Consider the following 17,443-nt stretch of genomic DNA (forward strand, 5'->3'; position numbering starts at 1 on the left):
CAAGCGTTTTCTTTCAAAAAAATATTTAAATAATTTTTTTAAGTTTCATAATTTGATTATAATAATTTTGTGAAACGTTAATTGCTTTCAGAATATATACAAATATTTTTAGAGAAAACCATGACATATGGATCAAGTTTTTAATGATTCATTTGGCGTGTATTTTTATATTTCTGAATTATTTGCTTTATAGCTATTTCTATAGTATTGTTTCTTTTCTTGCAATATAGTTTGTTTATCTTGTATGGAAGGAACCATAGAAATTAGGGACATCATTTCATCTATAGTAAAGCCAAACATTTCATTGAATCGTGGATCTAATGATAGATTTGTTCTGATATTAAATCCACTAGTTAGACTATCTAATGTAATAGAAGATACTCCTGTGAGAATACTTTTGATACAATATTTTCTGTTGCATATTATTTCTTCATAAAAGGCTCTTACGAAACCATTGCTATTCGTTACTGATGTAAATTCTTGGAAGTTAAATGATAATAGTCCGTTAGCAAAATGATCATATTCATCAATGATTACATAAACTTTTTTATTATTTAGCAAAGGCTTCACATCCACAAAAAAATTAGATAATATACTTGCGGCACTATCACTTTGTACAAGATTTATTCTAATTTTATATCTGTCTAAAAATATATTTAATGATTGAATAACTATTGAAGTAAATATATTTTCAAAATTTTTACTTTGTATGTCAGGCAATTCAGAAAAGTTTAAATTTAAAACATAATATGCATTTCTATTTTTTGTTGGATATTCATAAATATAGGTATTCTTAAAAATCAGATCAAAATTATCTTTTTCAGTTATATCATAATAACAAGAAAGCGTTGATGTAAACAGACTTTTACCAAATCTTCTAGGGCGTAACATATGGACAGATTTATCATTATTGTTTTCCAGTAATTCAATATATTTTGTTTTATCAACATAAATATAGCCATTCTCCCTAAGTTCTTTAAAACTATCACTTTTTGAAAACATAATATTTTGTAGGTATTTTTCCATGATATAGTCACTCAGCTTTCTGGGTTTTAATTAACTTCATTTTACTATAATTAATTACATATGGAAAGTTTAATGTTTTATATATAATATATAAAGCTGAAAATAATAAATAAAAACTCATTAGATTATGCAAAATAACTTCTTGACATTGATTTATGTTTTGCTATAATGTTAACTGCTCGGAGGGCAAATCAGTGAAAGATTAGCCGGACAAGGGTATAGATGAAATATCTATCCTTTGCCCGGCTTTTTTGTTTGAAGGAGGACTTAAAAAATGGATTTTTTGAATGGTAAAATTAAACCGCTGTATTTAAAATATCTTGCTACAGCATTTGGAAGTGCATTGATTACTTCCATTTATTCCATTGTTGATATGGCGATGGTTGGACAATATCAAGGACCGGATGGTACTGCGGCTTTGGCAGTTGTGGCACCTATTTGGAACATTATTTTCAGTTTGGGTTTGTTAATGGGAATCGGTGGTTCTATCATTTTTAGTACTTTAAAAGGGAAGTCAGATAGAATATCAAAAAATGAAAACGAATACTTCACTACAGCCTTTATTGGTTCTGTAATACTGTCCTTAATTGTATGGATTTTCATTGTGTTTTTTGATGAAGAAATGTTTATCTTTTTTGGCGCAAAAGCAATATTGTTAGAACTTGCGAAGACTTACATTATACCAATCAAATTTGTATTACCATGTTTCTTATTTACACAAATGCTTGCGGCATTTCTAAGAAATGATTCAAATCCAACACTTGCGACAATTGGAGTTTTAGCAGGTGGCGTATTTAATATCATTGGCGATTACGTTTTTGTATTCGTCTTTGACATGGGCATTTTTGGCGCAGGATTAGCAACGGCAATGGGTTCTGTAATTTCATGTGTCATTATGATCACGCATTTCTTTACGAAACAAAATAGTCTAACATTAGTGAGAACTTATAATATCGTACATAAAATGAAAAGAATTTGTATTACAGGTTTTCCAACCTTCTTCATTGATGTCGCAATGGGAATATTAACGATACTCTTTAATCGTCAGATTATGAAATATCTTGGCGTTGAGGCTTTGTCTGTTTATGGGATTATCGTAAATGTAAGCACATTTGTACAATGTTGTGCATATAGCGTAGGACAGGCATCTCAACCGATTATCTCTATTAACTTTGGTGCTAGACAAGGAAAGCGTATCAAAGAAACTTTAAAGTATGCATTATATACGGTTGTGTTTTTCAGTACTTTTTGGACAATCTTAGTACTCATGATACCAAATATGTTTGTAGGAATATTTATGACACCCACAAAAGAAATATTAGAAATAGCACCTGCGATTATCAGATGCTATGGTTTATCTTTTCTATTATTACCATTTAATATCTTTTCTACATATTACTTCCAAGCACTATTAAAACCAAAAGCTTCCTTTATTGTGTCAGTTGCCAGAGGACTTGTAATTAGTGGTGTTTTGATATATCTATTACCAATTTTACATGCAGATTTCATATGGTTCACTATGCCAATAACAGAAATGATTGTTGCTGTTTTCTCAGCTATATGTATGGTAAAGTTCACAAAGAGATTATCTGTGTATACGTCAAAGATATTTTGATTTGATTGTGACAGGATATCACATAACTCTTTTGCGGTATATGTTTCTTTAGATAATGAATACAGTGAAATTATTCTTGTGTCCAGCGTTTGATTGTAAATATCTTTACTTGTACAACCAGGAATATGATGTAAAGCATCTATGCATATATCATGATATTTCTTACAAGGCTTACATATATCATCACCATAAATGGTAAGCCGTAAAGTCACATCTGGATTATGAATGATTGTATTTGCGACTTTGTAAAAATCATGTCCCATTTTTTCATCAGGTACAAAGTTATGTATGCCTGTACCATAAAGTTTAATGATATCCATAAAATGATGAGGTTTAATCAATATTGTTTCCATATTTTCTCCTTAGTAAAAGTCACAATAGACTTTCCAATCTTGTTTTAAAGCATTGTAATAAAAGTAAAAGTTACCACTATCTATAATGTTGAAATTAGCTTTAAAATCTGAGGATATTTGTAAAACAAATGGATAATCATCTCCATACCATACACCACTTTGACAGAAGGAAGGATAACCGCCTATTTTATGAAGACGATAATTTTTTTCATAAATATCTTCAAAGTAATCAAGATTACCTTGTTCTTCTAAAGTGCAAATTTCTTGATCTATATCATCAGGAATACCACCATTATCCCATGTAGGAAAATCATTTTCCACAAGTTCTGTGGATAAAGGAAAAGGCTTTATTGCTTTTGATGTGTAGCAACAAGGCATTAAATTATCCAAAGAACGATATGTTCTTATCACAAACCAGCGGCTTAAATCATCTCCATTTAGATGTTTATATAGATTATTTGACACAAAAATTGTGATTAATTTTATTCCAGAAAGCTCTTTTGGACAAACAGGTGAATCAGGTAAAAAGATTGTCGCAACTGGTAACATTTCTTGGTGATCATCATCCTTTGGTACTTCTTCATTCTTTAATTTCCATCCTACTTTTCCAATCCAACTTTCAGATATTTCATTGGTTGGTCGAAAACCACCAGTACGAAAGACAATTGCTTTTCTTTTTAATGCATTTTTTATTTCTTCTATTTTCATTATATACACCTTACTCTCATTGATACTATATTAACATAGCGCATAGTATAAAAAAGGATTTATCCATAATAAACAAATCCTTAGTTAAGACTACCCTTTTAAACCTCTTGATTGCCTGTCCATATCTTCAACCACAATATCATAAATTTCACCTAATGTTGCACAATATTTTAAAACATCCCAAGGCTCATTTGTGTGGAAATGAATTTTGATTAAATCTTCATCACCAACAGCTAATAAGCAATCACCTTTAAAATTATTTCTAAAATATTCGTTGATATCATCTTCATTAAGATGATTTCCTTCAATCAAAAGTTGTGTATCATATCTGAATTCTAACATATAGATTTCCTCCTATTTTCTACTATTATATCGCAAATCAGAAGGAATGTCCTTATCGATGTTTATAATCGACGTTTATAAACTAAATCCACAATGCCATCATATGTTCGTGTAGAAACCAGTTTCAATTTCTTTTCCATTCCATGATGATGAAATAACGAAATGCCTTCTCCTAGTATTGTGGGGATAATAGAGAAACAAAAAGTATCTATCATATCTGATTTTAGTAATTGATTTACAATGGATGCGCCACCACATATCCAAATATCTTTACCTTCTTCTTTTTTCAATTTTTCTATTAAGCCTACAGGTTCTTCATCAGTGAAAGTTATTAATTTTGTATTTGGCAGTTGATGATGTGTGAATACATAACTTTTTCTATCATCATAAATCCAATGATCTGGAAATAACTCATTTGCGACTTGATCATATGTTTTATATCCTAATATTACAGTATCAATCGTTTCATAAAATTCTGGATAACTTCCTTTATTTTCAGAATCACTACCATCTCCCATTAGCCAGTGAACGCCGCCATTTTTATCAGCGATATAGCCATCTAAACTCATTGCGATATATAAAATAACTTGCCTGCCATCATGCTTATTTTCCATCATGTGATAACTCCTTTTCTTTATATATATATTGATATATATTATAGCCTCTATTTGAATCAGTATGCAGGATGATGAAAATTTATATAAATTTTATTGCTTGTTTATTGTAATAATTTTTTTATTTTTGAAAAAACTCTTATTAAACTACAGAATCTGATATTAGTTATGATAATGGATAAATATATGATTTAATATACAAAAAGTATCAATAATGTTTAATATATATAATATTTTCTTACTTATAAGAGATATTTTTTATATTTTTTTCAAATGTAAAAAAATGATAAGACAAAACTATAACTTTCATGTGTATTTTTATAAAGACGCGATTGTTAAATCAGGGTATACTATAACCGTGATGATAAAGCGCTTACATAAAGCGGTGATGGGAAAGGTAGGACTATTAGATGAGTAAAAATTTTAACAAACGTTTATTGAATTGTACGGCAAATGATTTTATGAACATGGATAGAGAGGATTTAATCAAAGCGATTTCTGCAAGTGAAGGAAGAACTGTTTTGTCAGAAGTTGTAGCATTTGTTGATCCTATTCCATATGGAATTTCAAATGCTGAAATCGTAAGATCATTTGGAGCAGATTTGATTTTATACAATAAACTTGATCTTAATACGTTAGAAATTGGAGGCTTGCCAAAATGTGAAAATCCGATTCTGTTAAGTAAGCAGTATAGTGGGCGCCCAATTGGAATTAATTTGGAACCTGTTGAAAATACGGATAACCTATTGGAAGAAAAAGTAGCAATTCCATTAGGAAGACAAGCTACTATCGAAAATTTTAAAAAGTGTAAAGAACTTGGCTTTGATTTTATTTGTTTAACAGGAAATCCAGGCGTCGGAGTTTCTAATGATGCAATTATTAACTGCTTAAAAGATGCAAGAAAATATTTTGATGGAATGATTATCGCTGGGAAAATGCATGGAGCTGGAGTAGGAGAAAGTTGTATTGATTTGAATGCAATTGATCAGTTTATTGAAAACGGAACAGATGTAGTAATGATTCCAGCACCTGGAACTGTTCCGGGTGTAACACTTGAAGATGTAGTTCAGGCGACAAAACATATAAAATCAAAAGGGAAACTTGTAATGTCAGCAATAGGTACAAGCCAGGAAGGTAGTGATATTGATACAATTAAACGAGTTTCGCTTATGTGTAAAATGGCTGGTGTAGATATTCATCATATTGGTGATGCTGGTTATTCTGGTGTTTGCCCATATGAAAATATCTATAATTTATCAATTGCAGTGAGAGGATTACGTCACACTGTAAGAATGATGGCTATAGCGAATGAAAGAGAGTGATAAAATGAGTAATCAAATTTTAGCAACAAGAATTGACAATCGTTTAGTGCATGGACAAGTGGGAATGTCATGGGCGAATACAATTGGAGCAAATCTAATTGTAGTTGCCAATGATAAGGTCGCTAATGATCCCGTACAGCAATCGTTGATGGAAATGGTTCTATCTGAAACAATTGGTATTCGTTTCTTTACTATTGAAAAAACGATTCGTATTATAGCAAAAGCATCTCCAAAACAAAAAATATTATTGGTTGTGAAGACACCCCAGGATGCATTACGTTTACTTGAGGGTGGAGTAGAATTAAAATCAATAAATGTAGGAAATATGCATTTTGCAGAAGGAAAGAGAAGGATACATCCTTTAGTTTCTGTTACAGACGATGATGTTGAAACGTTTAGAAAAATTAATGCAATGGGTGTACAACTGGAGATTCGTGGTATACCTAATGAAAAATCAGTTGACTTAATGACTTTAATATAAGAAAGAAGAGGAGGAAAGTATAATGTTAGCACAGATTTTATTGATATCCGTTTTTGCAGGTATCTGTGGTATTGATAACTACAACGGATTATTCCATATCCATCGCCCTGTTGTAACTGGTATGGTTGTTGGAATGATTTTAGGGGATATTACGACAGGATTAATTGCTGGTGCAACAATTGAATTTGTATGGATGGCTATGGTTCCTTTAGCTGGGGCGCAGCCACCTAATGTAGTAGTTGGTGGTATCTTAGGAACAGCATTCACTATTTTAACGAAACAAGATCCTACAATCGCTGTAGGTATTGCATTACCATTTGCTTTAGTAGGACAGGGATGTATCATCATGTTTTTCTCTTTATTTTCTGCTTTGACAAGTAAAATTGATAAGACAATAACAGAGCCAGATCCTAATAAATTTGATCGTTGGATGTATTTCTGGTTATTTATTTCTTTCCTAATTCCGTTTATCCTTGTTTTTTTACCACTATATTTTGGTGCAGATAAAGCACAAATAATCATTAGTATGCTTCCAAATTGGGTAATGGCCGGTTTGAGTGCAATTGGTGGAATCATGCCAGCTGTGGGATTTGCAATGCTAATGAAAATCATGTTTAAAGTTAGATATTTACCATTTTTTGCAGTAGGATTTATAGCTGCTGCATATTTACATCTACCAGTAATAGCCGTTGCTGTAATTGGAATGGCAATAGCAGGTTATGATTATTTTATTCATGAAGATAAAGAACCAATTATGGCTGTTGTAACAAATTCAAATGATGATGAGGAGGATTATGAAGATGGAATCTAAAGATTATATTCCTGAAAAAATTCTTACAAAAAAGGATTTAAATAAGATGATTTTACGCTCATTCTTTATGCAAATTGGATTCAACTATGAGCGTATGCAAGGCTATGGCTGGATGTATTCAATCCTACCAGGGTTAAAGAAAATATATAAAGATAAAGAAGAACTATCTATCGCAATGGCAGAACACTCTATGTTCTTTGCTTCTCATCCTTTTTTAATTACATTCATACAAGGTGTTATCATTTCTATGGAAGAAAGTCGTCAGGATCGTGAAACAATTAATGGTATAAAGGTTTCAATTATGGGCCCATTAGGTGGTATTGGAGATGCACTCTGTTGGTTGACATTACTACCAATTACTGCAGGTATAGGCGCTTCATTAGCTCAAAGCGGTAGTGTATTTGGTCCAATATTATTCTTGGTGGTTTTTAATACAGTACACTTATTATTACGATTCACATTAATGAATTATGGATATAAAATGGGAACGGGAGCAGCCATTGTTCTTAAACAAAATACAAAAAAAATATCACGTGCAGCGACAATTGTTGGAATGTGTGTTGTAGGAGCTTTAATTTCTACTTATGTTAATTTTACAATCCCATTACAGTTTGAAGTTGGACAAAGCACTTTTAACTTACAGACTGATTTATTTGATAAAATAATGCCAGCATTATTACCATTATTATATACATTTGGTTGTTATGCATTATTGAAGAAAAAATCTGTTTCACCAATTGTATTAATTTTAATAACGTTGGTAATTGGTTTAGTTTTTGCACTCTTAGGAATTTACAAATATATTCCACAAACGTTATAAATCATATTCAAATACTCAAAAAGCGCATCTCAAAGATGAGCTTTTTGAGTATTTAAAGAAAGGGAAAGGATGGAGGTTTATGTTCAATAAGACTAATCATGTTTTATTTACAAAATATGGTAGAGAACTACATCACAGTAAAATAAGTGGATTTATGCAGTTAAATATTAATCTTTCAGGAAATCATCCATATGATAGTGTATACCGTAGCTCATCTAAGGTGATTGTAAAGTTGATATCCGGCATTGTTTTGATGGATGTTTCAATGAGTAAGGAAATGAAGGATGCAAAAAGATTTTTAATATTTCGCACAATTGAATTAAATGAAAACACTTGTTTCAATTTTCATTGTATTTCAGATTCTGCATCGATTTCCGTTTTTAGTAATGGAGAAATAAAGACTATATCTCTAGAAAAAAGTATTTCTTATAAAAAGATAATGCCAGGCTTTGAAATACAAGAAATTATAGGATGTTTTTATCACATCAGAAATAGTAATTATGAGTTAGAAGAAGAGCAGCATGATTTTTGGGAATTAAATTATGTTGATAATGGTTCTTGTACAATGATTATTGAAGGAGAGAAAGTTGAAATTAAGCAACAGGAAATTTTAATTTTTGCCCCAGGGCAAACTCATTCAATAACAACAAAAATAAATCGTAAGTCTTGTTCATATCTTACGATATTATTCCGTTCTAACTTAGAAAACAATGAAAAATTAGATAAAAAAGTGATTAATGTTAATTCTATTATTCATCAAACATTAAATCTATTTGTTAATGCATCAGCTAGACGATCAGAATATGATGATGAATTAATGCTTTGTTATCTGAAAGAAATATTAATACAATTACAAGAAAATAAAGATGATATGGAGTATCAAACAATACAGACTCCAATACAACAACGCTATGAGGATGAACTTGTTAATGAAATCCTTTCATATATGGAAAAACATCTATGCGATTCTTTATTATTAAGTGATATTTGTAGAGAATTTTCTATTTCACGATCAACACTCCAAATTCTATTTAAGAAGAATTTGAATACAGCTCCCAAACAGTATTTATCAGATATGAAACTCAATAAAAGCAGATTAATGATAAAAGAAGGAAATAGAACAATATCTGATATAGCTATTCAAATGGGTTTTTCATCAATAAATTATTTTTCTAAAAAATTTAAGGACCGATATGGTATAGCACCTTCTGATTATGCTAAAACGATTTATAATTGATAGATTGTTAGAAAGATAGGTCATCTTATAGAGTGTTAAGATTTATCTGATGAATCATATTTTTATGATGTATTTCAAATAAATGATACTTATATTAAAAAGTAAAATCATGAATTTCTTATTCTAAAATGTAATCAAGAGATTTCACAAATGACTGTATATTCAAGTGTTTGTGAAGTCCCTTTTATTTTTATGTTTTTCAAACGTAAGAGAAAAGAACAGACTACTCATCTGTTCTCTCCTATATATGAAAGGGAATGAAATTTTCCCTATCACTAATATATGCAGGAAACTAGAAAAATATACAGGCTTTATGAAAAAAAACAATGTTTTAATTTAAGAAAATTAAATATAAACCACGTATATATGTGTGTGAAAATTATTACTATCTTAGTAATAAATATCAATGAAAGGGATTGCAATCTATAAACTGGTAAATTATTTACACAAATTTAAAAGTAAGATATAGTAATAGCGTACTCAAAGAAGGGCCGTTCTGAGTTAGAAAAAAGAAAGAAAATAGGAGAGATTGTAATATGAAAAAATTTAATGTATGTATCGTTGGTGGAGGAAGTACATTCACATTAGGATTCTTAAAATCATTCGTTCGTATGAAAGAAGAATTCCCATTAAACAAACTGGTATTGTTCGATATTGATAAAGACCGTCAGGAACCAATTGGCAAGTTTGGTGAAATCCTGTTTAAAGAAAGATTTCCTGAATTAGATTTCGCTTATACAACAGATATCAAAGAAGCTTATGAAGGTATGGATTTCGTGTTTATGCAGATGCGTGCTGGTGGACTTCCAATGCGTGCAAAAGATGAACACATTCCATTAAGCATGGGATTGATTGGACAGGAAACATGTGGTGCCGGTGGTATGGCATACGGACTTCGTTCTTGTGTAGATATGATCAAAGCCATTCATGATATCAGAACATATGCGCCTGAAGCATGGATCTTAAACTATTCTAATCCAGCCGCAATTGTAGCGGAAGCATTATGCAGAGAGTTCCCAGATGATAAGAAAATCTTAAACATCTGTGATCAGCCGGAAAATGTAGTTCGTTCATGCTCACGTTTACTGGGATGTGATTGGGAAAACCTGGATCCTGTATATTTTGGATTAAATCACTATGGATGGTTTACACACATTTATGATAAGACAACAGGTGAAGATTTATTGCCAAAAATCAAAGAGATGATTAAAGAAAATGGCTTCTTGCCACAGGATGCAGAACAGCGTGATGCTTCATGGTTAGATACATATGGTATGGTACAGACAATTATGGCTGACTTCCCAGATTATTTACCAAATACATACGATCAGTATTACTTATATCCTGAATATAAAGCAAGTCATTTGAATCCAGAATTTACTCGTGCGGATGAAGTTATGGCTGGTAGAGAAAAACGTGTATTTGCGGAATGTGCAGAAGTTATCAAAAAAGGATCATTGGGTGATGGCTTTGATAATATTTCCGATGCACATGCGGAGATGATGATTAAAGTTGCGGAAGCAATTGCTTATAATAAGAATAATCGTCATATCTTGATTATCGAAAACAATGGTGCTATCGCCAATATGCAGGATGATGCCATGGTAGAAGTTGTATGTGAATTAGGCGCAAATGGACCTAGACCAATGCGTGTTGGTAACATTCCACAGTTCTACTTAGGATTATTGGTAAATCAGGTATCTGTAGAAAAACTAATTGTAGATGCATACTTTGAAAATTCATATCAGAAAGCATTAGAGGCATTCACATTAAGCCGTCTGGTAAACGATGCGAAGAAAGCACGTAAAGTATTAGATGCATTAATTGAAGCAAATAAAGGCATGTGGCCGGAATTAAAATAATTATATCGTCGAAAGAGAGAAAGGAATAATTTTATGAGGAAAAACAAAATCATGGATTTTTTCTCAGCCCTGGGACGTAGTTTAATGATGCCAATCGCTGCATTAGCAGCGTGCGGTATTGTTCTAGGATTGAGTTCTGCGTTAATGAAACCACAGGTTTTAGAGGCAGCTCCATTTTTATCACAGGCAGTTGTAGCATTTATCATTACCACCATTAACAAGGTATCTGGTGTTGTATTTACACTGATTCCAGTGTTATTTGCGATATCTATATCCTTTGGTCTAGCAAAAGAGGATAAAGAAGTTGCGGCTTTTGCGGGATTTATTGGGTATTATACATTCTTAGTAAGTTCAGCATGTATGATCAATACAGGATTTATGGACTTTAGTGCTTTGAAAATATCAGCGATTCTAGGGGTAGAAACAGTTGATATGGGGGCGATTGCGGGTATTATCACAGGTATTATGACAGCCGCAATCCATAATAAATATCACAAGATTACATTTCCAGTTGCGATTTCTTTCTATGGTGGAAAACGCTTTGTGGCCATTGCGGTTATCTTAAGTGTCACAGTTGTAGGTTTGATTGCACCAATTGTTTGGGAGCCAGTTTCTAGTGCTATTGATTCTTTAGGTGGCTTTATCGCTGATTCTGGATTATTTGGTGTGTTCTCCTTTGGATTCTTGGAACGTTTATTGATACCTACCGGTTTACATCATGTATTGAATGGAATCTTTCGTACAACATCCATTGGTGGAGTATATCAGGGTGTAGAAGGTTGTTTAAATATATTCTTACAATTTGTGGATAAGGTAGATATTTCTGAATTACAGCCATATACACAATTCTTAGGTCAGGGAAAAATGCCATTCATGATGTTTGGTTTACCTGCCGCAGCTTATGCAATTTATAAAACAAGTCCAAAAGAAAAGAAGGGTAAAGTAAAAGCATTGATGATTGCCGGTGTCGCAGCCAGTGTAGTTTCTGGTATCACAGAACCATTAGAATTTGCCTTCATGTTTATCGCACCAGCATTATACTTATTCCATGCGATTATGGGTGGTATTTCCTTCATGTTGATGTCAGCGTTTGGTGTAATTATTGGTAATACCGGTGGTGGCTTGATTGACTTCTTTATTTGGGGTGTATTCCAGCCAGGTTCAAACTGGTATTGGATTTTAGTAATCGGACCAGTATTTGCGATTATCTATTACTATGCATTTAAATGGTATTTCACAAAGAAAAACTTATCCATTGATGTAGCGGAAGATGATGAAACAGAAGTAGAAGGTGTATCCTTAGATGAAAAACAGAAACAATTAGCCGCAACAATTATCGAAGGTCTGGGAGGCTTTGATAATATCGTCAATGTTAATAACTGTATCTCACGTTTGCGTGTTGATGTGAAGGATATGGCATTAGTAGATGAAACAAAATTGAAAAAGACAGGATCTATGGGAATCGTGAAGCCAAGTGAAACACATATCCATGTGATCTATGGTCCGAAAGTAGAAGCGATTGCGGCTTCAGTAAGAGAGGTACTAAAATACTAAAAAGGCGGTGCAAAATTTGCACTGCCTTACTTTTCATCAACACTTCGCTGTGCGACCATTTCAATTAAGATTTGGATCACCGTTAAGATACCCATTCGAGGATTGATATCGATACTATGAAACACCTTGTTTTCATCACTGGTAATGATTGTATAATCACAATATGGTGGTAGAGGACTTTCCTCATCACAAGTAATCAAGATAATCGTGGTACCGCGCTTTTTGGCAGTTTCAAATATCTGTAGATAACGTGGCGCATCCCCGTGTGCAGTAATCAGAAATAAAATCGCATCTTTACTGATAGAATAAGTAATACCTTCCAACAAATGCCGCCATTCAATCAAGATACAGGGACGGTCTAAGGTTGTTAAAATGGTTTGTAAATATTTGGCAGGGATGGAGCTAAGTCCTGCGCCATAAATATATAAGGAACGATGACTGCAGATCAAATTGCTGATTGCCTCTAATTGTTGTAAATCAATCGCATCTAAATTATCACGAAAACATGCTAAAGAATTATCCATTAAATCCTGAGAAGATAAGGAACAGTTTTGTTGCTGCTCCAGTTCCTTGCGGATTTCATATTTAAACTCATGGAACCCATTTAATCCGATTTTCTTACAGAAACGAACAATGGTCGCATTAGAAGTATATAAGGCATTGCTAATCTCTTCTAAATTCATATAAATTGCATGGCGGGGGTCCTGAATAAAAAATGCTAATATTTCTTTTTCCATATCAGTTAAGGAACAGCTTTGTGCTCTTTCAAGAATTTCTAACATATGCCAGCCTCCAGTTCTTTATAATGTAGATAACTATTGATCATGATATCCATCACATAAAATACAGGCAGACGGGATGTATATTCTGCGCCTTTATTCTCACGTTGATTAGTAAAAAATCGAAAGTTTAATGTAGCGATATTAGCAATGGCATTATTGGTATAAGGGGTGATAGAAATGATGGGAATATCATTCATTTTCGCAAGTTTTGCCATGCGTAAAGTAGGCGCAAAATCACCTGTAGTACTGATCACAAACAGAATATGATGTTTTGATAAACCACGGACAATATGCTCTCCCATCTTGCTGGATTCGATTTTATATACATTTTGGCGGCCAATCGCAAACAACAGCTTTTCCAGATAATCAACCAATATGGAAGTTAACCCACCAGGTGCCCATAAATAAATCGGATCATCACTATCCAGATAATGAAAGAAGCGTTCTAATTGTTCATTAGAAATTAATTTTGATGTACCTTCAATGTCGGTATATAAATTATCCATAATGATTTTATTAGTAAGCGCCTCCTGAGGTTTTGTGATGACGGTTTGAGGTTTCTGCATTTCAGAACGTAAGGCATATTTAAATTCCGCATATCCATAGAAACCCAGCTTCTTACAGAAACGTAAAATCGTGGCGGTAGAATAGGATACTTGTTTGGATAACTCCTGAATACTCATATGTAACACATCGTCCATGTTCTCATAAACGTAGCGTAATATGGATAATTCACCACTGCTTAAGCTTTTTATGACAGTATCATCGAGATGTAAAATGACCAATGTAAAAACCCCTTTTCTATATGATAAGTATATTATACTTGAAGTAAACAAAAAATACATAAAATTAAATAAATATAAGGAGGAGAAACAAGATGTTTTTCAAAAAGAAAGAATCATATATTACAGCATACACAGATGGGACAATCATTCCCATATCAGAAGTAAAAGATGAAGTGTTTTCACAAAAAATGATGGGTGATGGGTTGGCAATCTATCCAGAAAGTGATACCATTTACGCACCATGTGATGGAATCATAACCGCTGTTTTTGACCAGACACAGCATGCGGTAGGAATTACCATGGAAAATGGTATGGAGATATTATTGCACGTTGGACTTGATACCGTGAACCTTCATGAACCGATTTTTCATACCCATGTGAAAAAAGATGAGGCTGTCAAACAGGGACAGACATTGATTACATATGATAAAGAAGCACTTGCGGCTTTGGGATATAGTGATGTGACGATGTGTGTGATTTTGAGTAATGGAAATACCAAAGAAGTAGAACTTTTAAAAGAAACAAAAGCAGTTGCGAATAAGACAAATATCATTCGATATAAATAACAATAGAAAAGGGGGAGAACAATGGTAGATATTCAAGTATTACTGACAACTATGATGGAGTTGTTTGCGTTTATTGTAGTTGGTTATATTTTAGTAAAAAAGCATCAAATCAGTAAAGAAACAAATAAGCAGATATCCGGTTTGGTTGTAAATGTTTTATCACCAGCATTGATTGTCAGTTCTGTGTGTGTAAAATCAGATTATGATGGTAATGATATCATTTGGCAGGCATTAGGGGCAGGTGTGCTATTATATTTGTTTTTGATATTATTAGCGAAGCTTGTCAATCGATGCTTAAAAGCAGATGAACATGAGGCACCTGTATATGAGTTATTAATGGTATTTTCTAATACAGCGTTTATCGGTTATCCAATATTAAGGGTATTGTATGGCGATTTTGCGGTATTTGTATTTTCATTAATGCATATGCCTTTTAATATATTGATATTTTCTTATGGTGTCTACTTGATAGGAAAAGGTTCTGTGAAAGAAAATCAAAAGATATCGATAGGAAATATTTTGTCAATGGGCACAATCAGTTCTTTGTTGGCGATTATTATTTATATGACACATGTAAATATGCCCGTACCAGTTGTGGATTTTTTATCCATGCTTGGAAATGCAACAATACCAATTAGTATGATTGTGATTGGCGCATCGCTTGCGTTTTTGCCGGTAAAAGAAATTATCAGTGAAAAGAAACTTTATTTATTGGTTGCGATCAAATTAATCGTATTGCCGATCATATTATATTTGTTGGTGTGGAGGCTTCCTTTTGATGATTTTATAAAATCACTGATTGTTGTTTCAGGAGCCTTGCCATCAGCTTCTATGGTTGTAATTTTATCTACAGAATATGAGGGTGATGTGAAAGCAGCTTCTGCAGGGGTGTTTTTAACAACCTTGTTTTCAATTATCACAATGCCCTTCATGTTAAATATGTTATTATAGATATGGAAGAAGGCGGGATTTATGATTTATACAGAGCTGACAAATAAAGCTATCAGGCTGGCGTATCAGGCGCATAATGGGCAAGTAGATAAAGCAGGGATGCCTTATATTTTACATCCCATACATTTAGCTGAACAAATGGATGATGAAATTTCTACATGTGTTGCGATTCTTCATGATGTAGTAGAAGATACGGATATCACATTTAAAGATTTAGAAAAAGAATTTCCAGAAAGTGTACTTGTACCTTTACGATATCTTACCCATGAGAAAAATGTTCCATATATGGAATATGTACAACATATATTAGAAAATGATGTTGCCATTAAAGTAAAACTTGCGGATAACGATCATAATATGGATCAGAGCCGGTTTAGTGGTATGGATGTGGATGAAAAGACAATGGAGTATTTTAGAAATAAGTATACAAAAGCGAAAGCTCTTTTATGTAAAAAGTAAGTTCCTTTTCAAAAGGGACTTTTTTTCTTGGCAGTTTGGAAATATGTAAAAATATTTCTTAGAAAACAATGATTTATTTTAAGATTTCATCATAAAAAACAATTATTTTTCACTTTCCTGATTTTATCAAAGAAACCATGTATAATAGGGAACATTAACTAGAAAGGAGATGTTTTATGAGCAAAAGATTTAAACTTGCGGATACGATCAATCACAAGGATCCCAAAAAAGCATTAGATGAATATTGTAAAAAAATATTGAGTTTTAAATGTATTCTCGCCAGATTTTTAAAGGATTATACCGAGGAATACAAAGATTTAGAGATTGATGACATTGTCATGTACATCGAAGCGATTCCCGATATTGATTACATCATCGATAACGAGGAAATTCTGGGATTAAATTTGGAGGATCATTCGATTGTTGGCGCAGAGGTGGATTATGATATTTTGTTTTTTGCGAGGCTTCCAGGAGAAGCAGATAACGTAAAGGCGGGTTTTCTGATCAACATAGAAGCACAAAATGATAGTAATCCAGAATATCCATTATTGAGTCGTGCAGTATATTATGTATGTCGGATATTGGCAGGTGAAAAGAATGGTGTAATAGGCTTTGAAAAATCAGAGTATGGAAATATCAAAAAGGTGTATTCCATGTGGATATGTATTGGGCATCCAAATTACAAGGATGGTGTTATTAATAAGTATACGCTGAATGAAACATGTTTGGGAAGAGAATGGCATAGTCCCATGATGTATTATGACTTGATCACAGTGGTAATGATTTATCCAAAGAAGCATTATGATTACAACGATACAAGTGATAAAAGCACGATGAAATTATGGAGCATATTATTTGAATCAGAGTTACCACCGGAAGAAATAAAAAGACAACTTATAGAAAACTATGATATACTATTACCAGAGGATCTAGAACAGGAGGTTTTTGAGATGAGTGGTTATGGTGATTATGTCGAAAATAAAGGATTGAAGCGTGGATTAGAACAAGGACTAGAACAAGGCTTAGAACAAGGTGAAATCAAAGCAACAATAGAACTTACAAAAAAGCTGATGAAAACAACAAATGTAAGCATAGAAAAAGCAATGGATATGTTAGAACTACCTCAAGAAATTCGTCCCACTGTAATTGAAAAAA

18 protein-coding genes are annotated in these 17,443 nt (G+C 32.6%); 12 read left to right on the forward strand and 6 right to left on the reverse strand.

The features are described 5' to 3' along the window. Nucleotides 1–165: 165 nt before the first annotated feature. The gene (locus tag DW761_RS08780; protein WP_117517638.1) at nucleotides 166–1,026 is read right to left on the reverse strand and encodes an AAA family ATPase; all 861 of its coding nucleotides are present in this window, start codon (nucleotides 1,024–1,026) and stop codon (nucleotides 166–168) included. 274 nt (nucleotides 1,027–1,300) lie between these two features. Here DW761_RS08780 and DW761_RS08785 point away from each other — a divergent pair, with 274 nt between their 5' ends. Beyond that, complete coding sequence (locus DW761_RS08785) at nucleotides 1,301–2,641, forward strand: MATE family efflux transporter (RefSeq protein WP_117517640.1); 1,341 nt, start codon at nucleotides 1,301–1,303, stop codon at nucleotides 2,639–2,641. A gap of 362 nt (nucleotides 2,642–3,003) precedes the next feature. On the opposite strand, the gene DW761_RS08795 is transcribed toward DW761_RS08785, so the two are convergent. The 3 genes from DW761_RS08795 to DW761_RS08805 all read right to left on the reverse strand — a co-directional run bounded on the left by DW761_RS08795 (nucleotide 3,004) and on the right by DW761_RS08805 (nucleotide 4,658). Beyond that, entirely contained in the window at nucleotides 3,004–3,702 is a 699-nt protein-coding gene (locus DW761_RS08795) for a DUF1963 domain-containing protein (protein ID WP_117517642.1), read from the reverse strand. A 90-nt stretch (nucleotides 3,703–3,792) separates the two neighbouring features. Further along, the gene (locus DW761_RS08800; RefSeq protein ID WP_117452510.1) at nucleotides 3,793–4,044 is read right to left on the reverse strand and encodes a kinase to dihydroxyacetone kinase; all 252 of its coding nucleotides are present in this window, start codon (nucleotides 4,042–4,044) and stop codon (nucleotides 3,793–3,795) included. A gap of 62 nt (nucleotides 4,045–4,106) precedes the next feature. Beyond that, complete coding sequence (locus tag DW761_RS08805; protein WP_117517792.1) at nucleotides 4,107–4,658, reverse strand: dihydrofolate reductase family protein; 552 nt, start codon at nucleotides 4,656–4,658, stop codon at nucleotides 4,107–4,109. A 410-nt stretch (nucleotides 4,659–5,068) separates the two neighbouring features. Here DW761_RS08805 and DW761_RS08815 point away from each other — a divergent pair, with 410 nt between their 5' ends. The 7 genes from DW761_RS08815 to DW761_RS08845 all read left to right on the forward strand — a co-directional run bounded on the left by DW761_RS08815 (nucleotide 5,069) and on the right by DW761_RS08845 (nucleotide 12,745). Next, nucleotides 5,069–5,980 (forward strand): haloacid dehalogenase-like hydrolase, encoded by a 912-nt coding sequence (locus DW761_RS08815; protein WP_117517646.1) that lies wholly within the window; start codon nucleotides 5,069–5,071, stop codon nucleotides 5,978–5,980. Then, nucleotides 5,967–6,461 (forward strand): PTS N-acetylgalactosamine transporter subunit IIB, encoded by a 495-nt coding sequence (gene agaV, locus DW761_RS08820; RefSeq protein ID WP_394336553.1) that lies wholly within the window; start codon nucleotides 5,967–5,969, stop codon nucleotides 6,459–6,461. Before DW761_RS08815 ends, agaV begins: the two co-directional genes overlap by 14 nt. 22 nt (nucleotides 6,462–6,483) lie before the next feature. Next, entirely contained in the window at nucleotides 6,484–7,272 is a 789-nt protein-coding gene (gene agaW / locus DW761_RS08825; protein WP_117517648.1) for a PTS N-acetylgalactosamine transporter subunit IIC, read from the forward strand. Then, nucleotides 7,262–8,092, forward strand: coding sequence for a PTS system mannose/fructose/sorbose family transporter subunit IID (locus DW761_RS08830; RefSeq protein ID WP_117517650.1), 831 nt, complete (start codon nucleotides 7,262–7,264; stop codon nucleotides 8,090–8,092). The genes agaW and DW761_RS08830 overlap by 11 nt, the downstream gene beginning before the upstream one ends. Before the next feature lie 79 nt (nucleotides 8,093–8,171). Next, nucleotides 8,172–9,329 (forward strand): AraC family transcriptional regulator, encoded by a 1,158-nt coding sequence (locus DW761_RS08835; protein ID WP_117517652.1) that lies wholly within the window; start codon nucleotides 8,172–8,174, stop codon nucleotides 9,327–9,329. Nucleotides 9,330–9,865: 536 nt separating this feature from the next. Beyond that, entirely contained in the window at nucleotides 9,866–11,191 is a 1,326-nt protein-coding gene (locus DW761_RS08840; protein ID WP_117517654.1) for a 6-phospho-alpha-glucosidase, read from the forward strand. A gap of 33 nt (nucleotides 11,192–11,224) precedes the next feature. Then, nucleotides 11,225–12,745, forward strand: coding sequence for a PTS transporter subunit EIIC (locus tag DW761_RS08845; protein WP_117517656.1), 1,521 nt, complete (start codon nucleotides 11,225–11,227; stop codon nucleotides 12,743–12,745). A 26-nt stretch (nucleotides 12,746–12,771) separates the two neighbouring features. Here the strand turns inward: DW761_RS08845 and DW761_RS08850 are convergent, their stop codons facing one another. Together DW761_RS08850 and DW761_RS08855 are read right to left on the reverse strand one after the other, a co-directional pair. Then, complete coding sequence (locus DW761_RS08850) at nucleotides 12,772–13,527, reverse strand: MurR/RpiR family transcriptional regulator (RefSeq protein WP_117517658.1); 756 nt, start codon at nucleotides 13,525–13,527, stop codon at nucleotides 12,772–12,774. Continuing rightward, a complete protein-coding gene (locus DW761_RS08855; RefSeq protein ID WP_117517660.1) occupies nucleotides 13,521–14,312 on the reverse strand; it encodes a MurR/RpiR family transcriptional regulator in 792 nt (263 codons plus the stop codon). Before DW761_RS08855 ends, DW761_RS08850 begins: the two co-directional genes overlap by 7 nt. A gap of 92 nt (nucleotides 14,313–14,404) precedes the next feature. Here DW761_RS08855 and DW761_RS08860 point away from each other — a divergent pair, with 92 nt between their 5' ends. The 4 genes from DW761_RS08860 to DW761_RS08875 form a co-directional block, all read left to right on the forward strand. Further along, entirely contained in the window at nucleotides 14,405–14,878 is a 474-nt protein-coding gene (locus DW761_RS08860) for a PTS sugar transporter subunit IIA (protein ID WP_117517662.1), read from the forward strand. Nucleotides 14,879–14,899: 21 nt separating this feature from the next. Further along, on the forward strand, nucleotides 14,900–15,829 hold the full coding sequence (locus DW761_RS08865; protein ID WP_117517664.1) for an AEC family transporter: 930 nt from the start codon (nucleotides 14,900–14,902) through the stop codon (nucleotides 15,827–15,829). A gap of 21 nt (nucleotides 15,830–15,850) precedes the next feature. Beyond that, a complete protein-coding gene (locus DW761_RS08870) occupies nucleotides 15,851–16,288 on the forward strand; it encodes an HD domain-containing protein (RefSeq protein WP_117517666.1) in 438 nt (145 codons plus the stop codon). Nucleotides 16,289–16,464: 176 nt separating this feature from the next. After that, a partial coding sequence (locus tag DW761_RS08875; RefSeq protein WP_199485618.1) for a hypothetical protein occupies nucleotides 16,465–17,443 on the forward strand: 979 nt, incomplete at its 3' end.

The sequence above is a fragment of the Absiella sp. AM29-15 genome (assembly GCF_003434225.1).
Lineage (GTDB): Bacteria > Bacillota_I > Bacilli_A > Erysipelotrichales > Erysipelotrichaceae > Hoskinsella > Hoskinsella hominis.

Coding starts and splice junctions, on each gene's coding strand:
- DW761_RS08840 (WP_117517654.1), top strand. CDS start 9,866: ATGAAAAAATTTAATGTATGTATCGTTGGTGGAGGAAGTACATTCACA.
- DW761_RS08795 (WP_117517642.1), bottom strand. CDS start 3,702: ATGAAAATAGAAGAAATAAAAAATGCATTAAAAAGAAAAGCAATTGTC.
- DW761_RS08805 (WP_117517792.1), bottom strand. CDS start 4,658: ATGGAAAATAAGCATGATGGCAGGCAAGTTATTTTATATATCGCAATG.
- DW761_RS08835 (WP_117517652.1), top strand. CDS start 8,172: ATGTTCAATAAGACTAATCATGTTTTATTTACAAAATATGGTAGAGAA.
- DW761_RS08870 (WP_117517666.1), top strand. CDS start 15,851: ATGATTTATACAGAGCTGACAAATAAAGCTATCAGGCTGGCGTATCAG.
- DW761_RS08845 (WP_117517656.1), top strand. CDS start 11,225: ATGAGGAAAAACAAAATCATGGATTTTTTCTCAGCCCTGGGACGTAGT.
- DW761_RS08865 (WP_117517664.1), top strand. CDS start 14,900: ATGGTAGATATTCAAGTATTACTGACAACTATGATGGAGTTGTTTGCG.
- DW761_RS08785 (WP_117517640.1), top strand. CDS start 1,301: ATGGATTTTTTGAATGGTAAAATTAAACCGCTGTATTTAAAATATCTT.
- DW761_RS08860 (WP_117517662.1), top strand. CDS start 14,405: ATGTTTTTCAAAAAGAAAGAATCATATATTACAGCATACACAGATGGG.
- DW761_RS08850 (WP_117517658.1), bottom strand. CDS start 13,527: ATGTTAGAAATTCTTGAAAGAGCACAAAGCTGTTCCTTAACTGATATG.
- DW761_RS08780 (WP_117517638.1), bottom strand. CDS start 1,026: ATGGAAAAATACCTACAAAATATTATGTTTTCAAAAAGTGATAGTTTT.
- agaV (WP_394336553.1), top strand. CDS start 5,967: ATGAAAGAGAGTGATAAAATGAGTAATCAAATTTTAGCAACAAGAATT.
- DW761_RS08830 (WP_117517650.1), top strand. CDS start 7,262: ATGGAATCTAAAGATTATATTCCTGAAAAAATTCTTACAAAAAAGGAT.
- DW761_RS08815 (WP_117517646.1), top strand. CDS start 5,069: ATGAGTAAAAATTTTAACAAACGTTTATTGAATTGTACGGCAAATGAT.
- DW761_RS08800 (WP_117452510.1), bottom strand. CDS start 4,044: ATGTTAGAATTCAGATATGATACACAACTTTTGATTGAAGGAAATCAT.
- agaW (WP_117517648.1), top strand. CDS start 6,484: ATGTTAGCACAGATTTTATTGATATCCGTTTTTGCAGGTATCTGTGGT.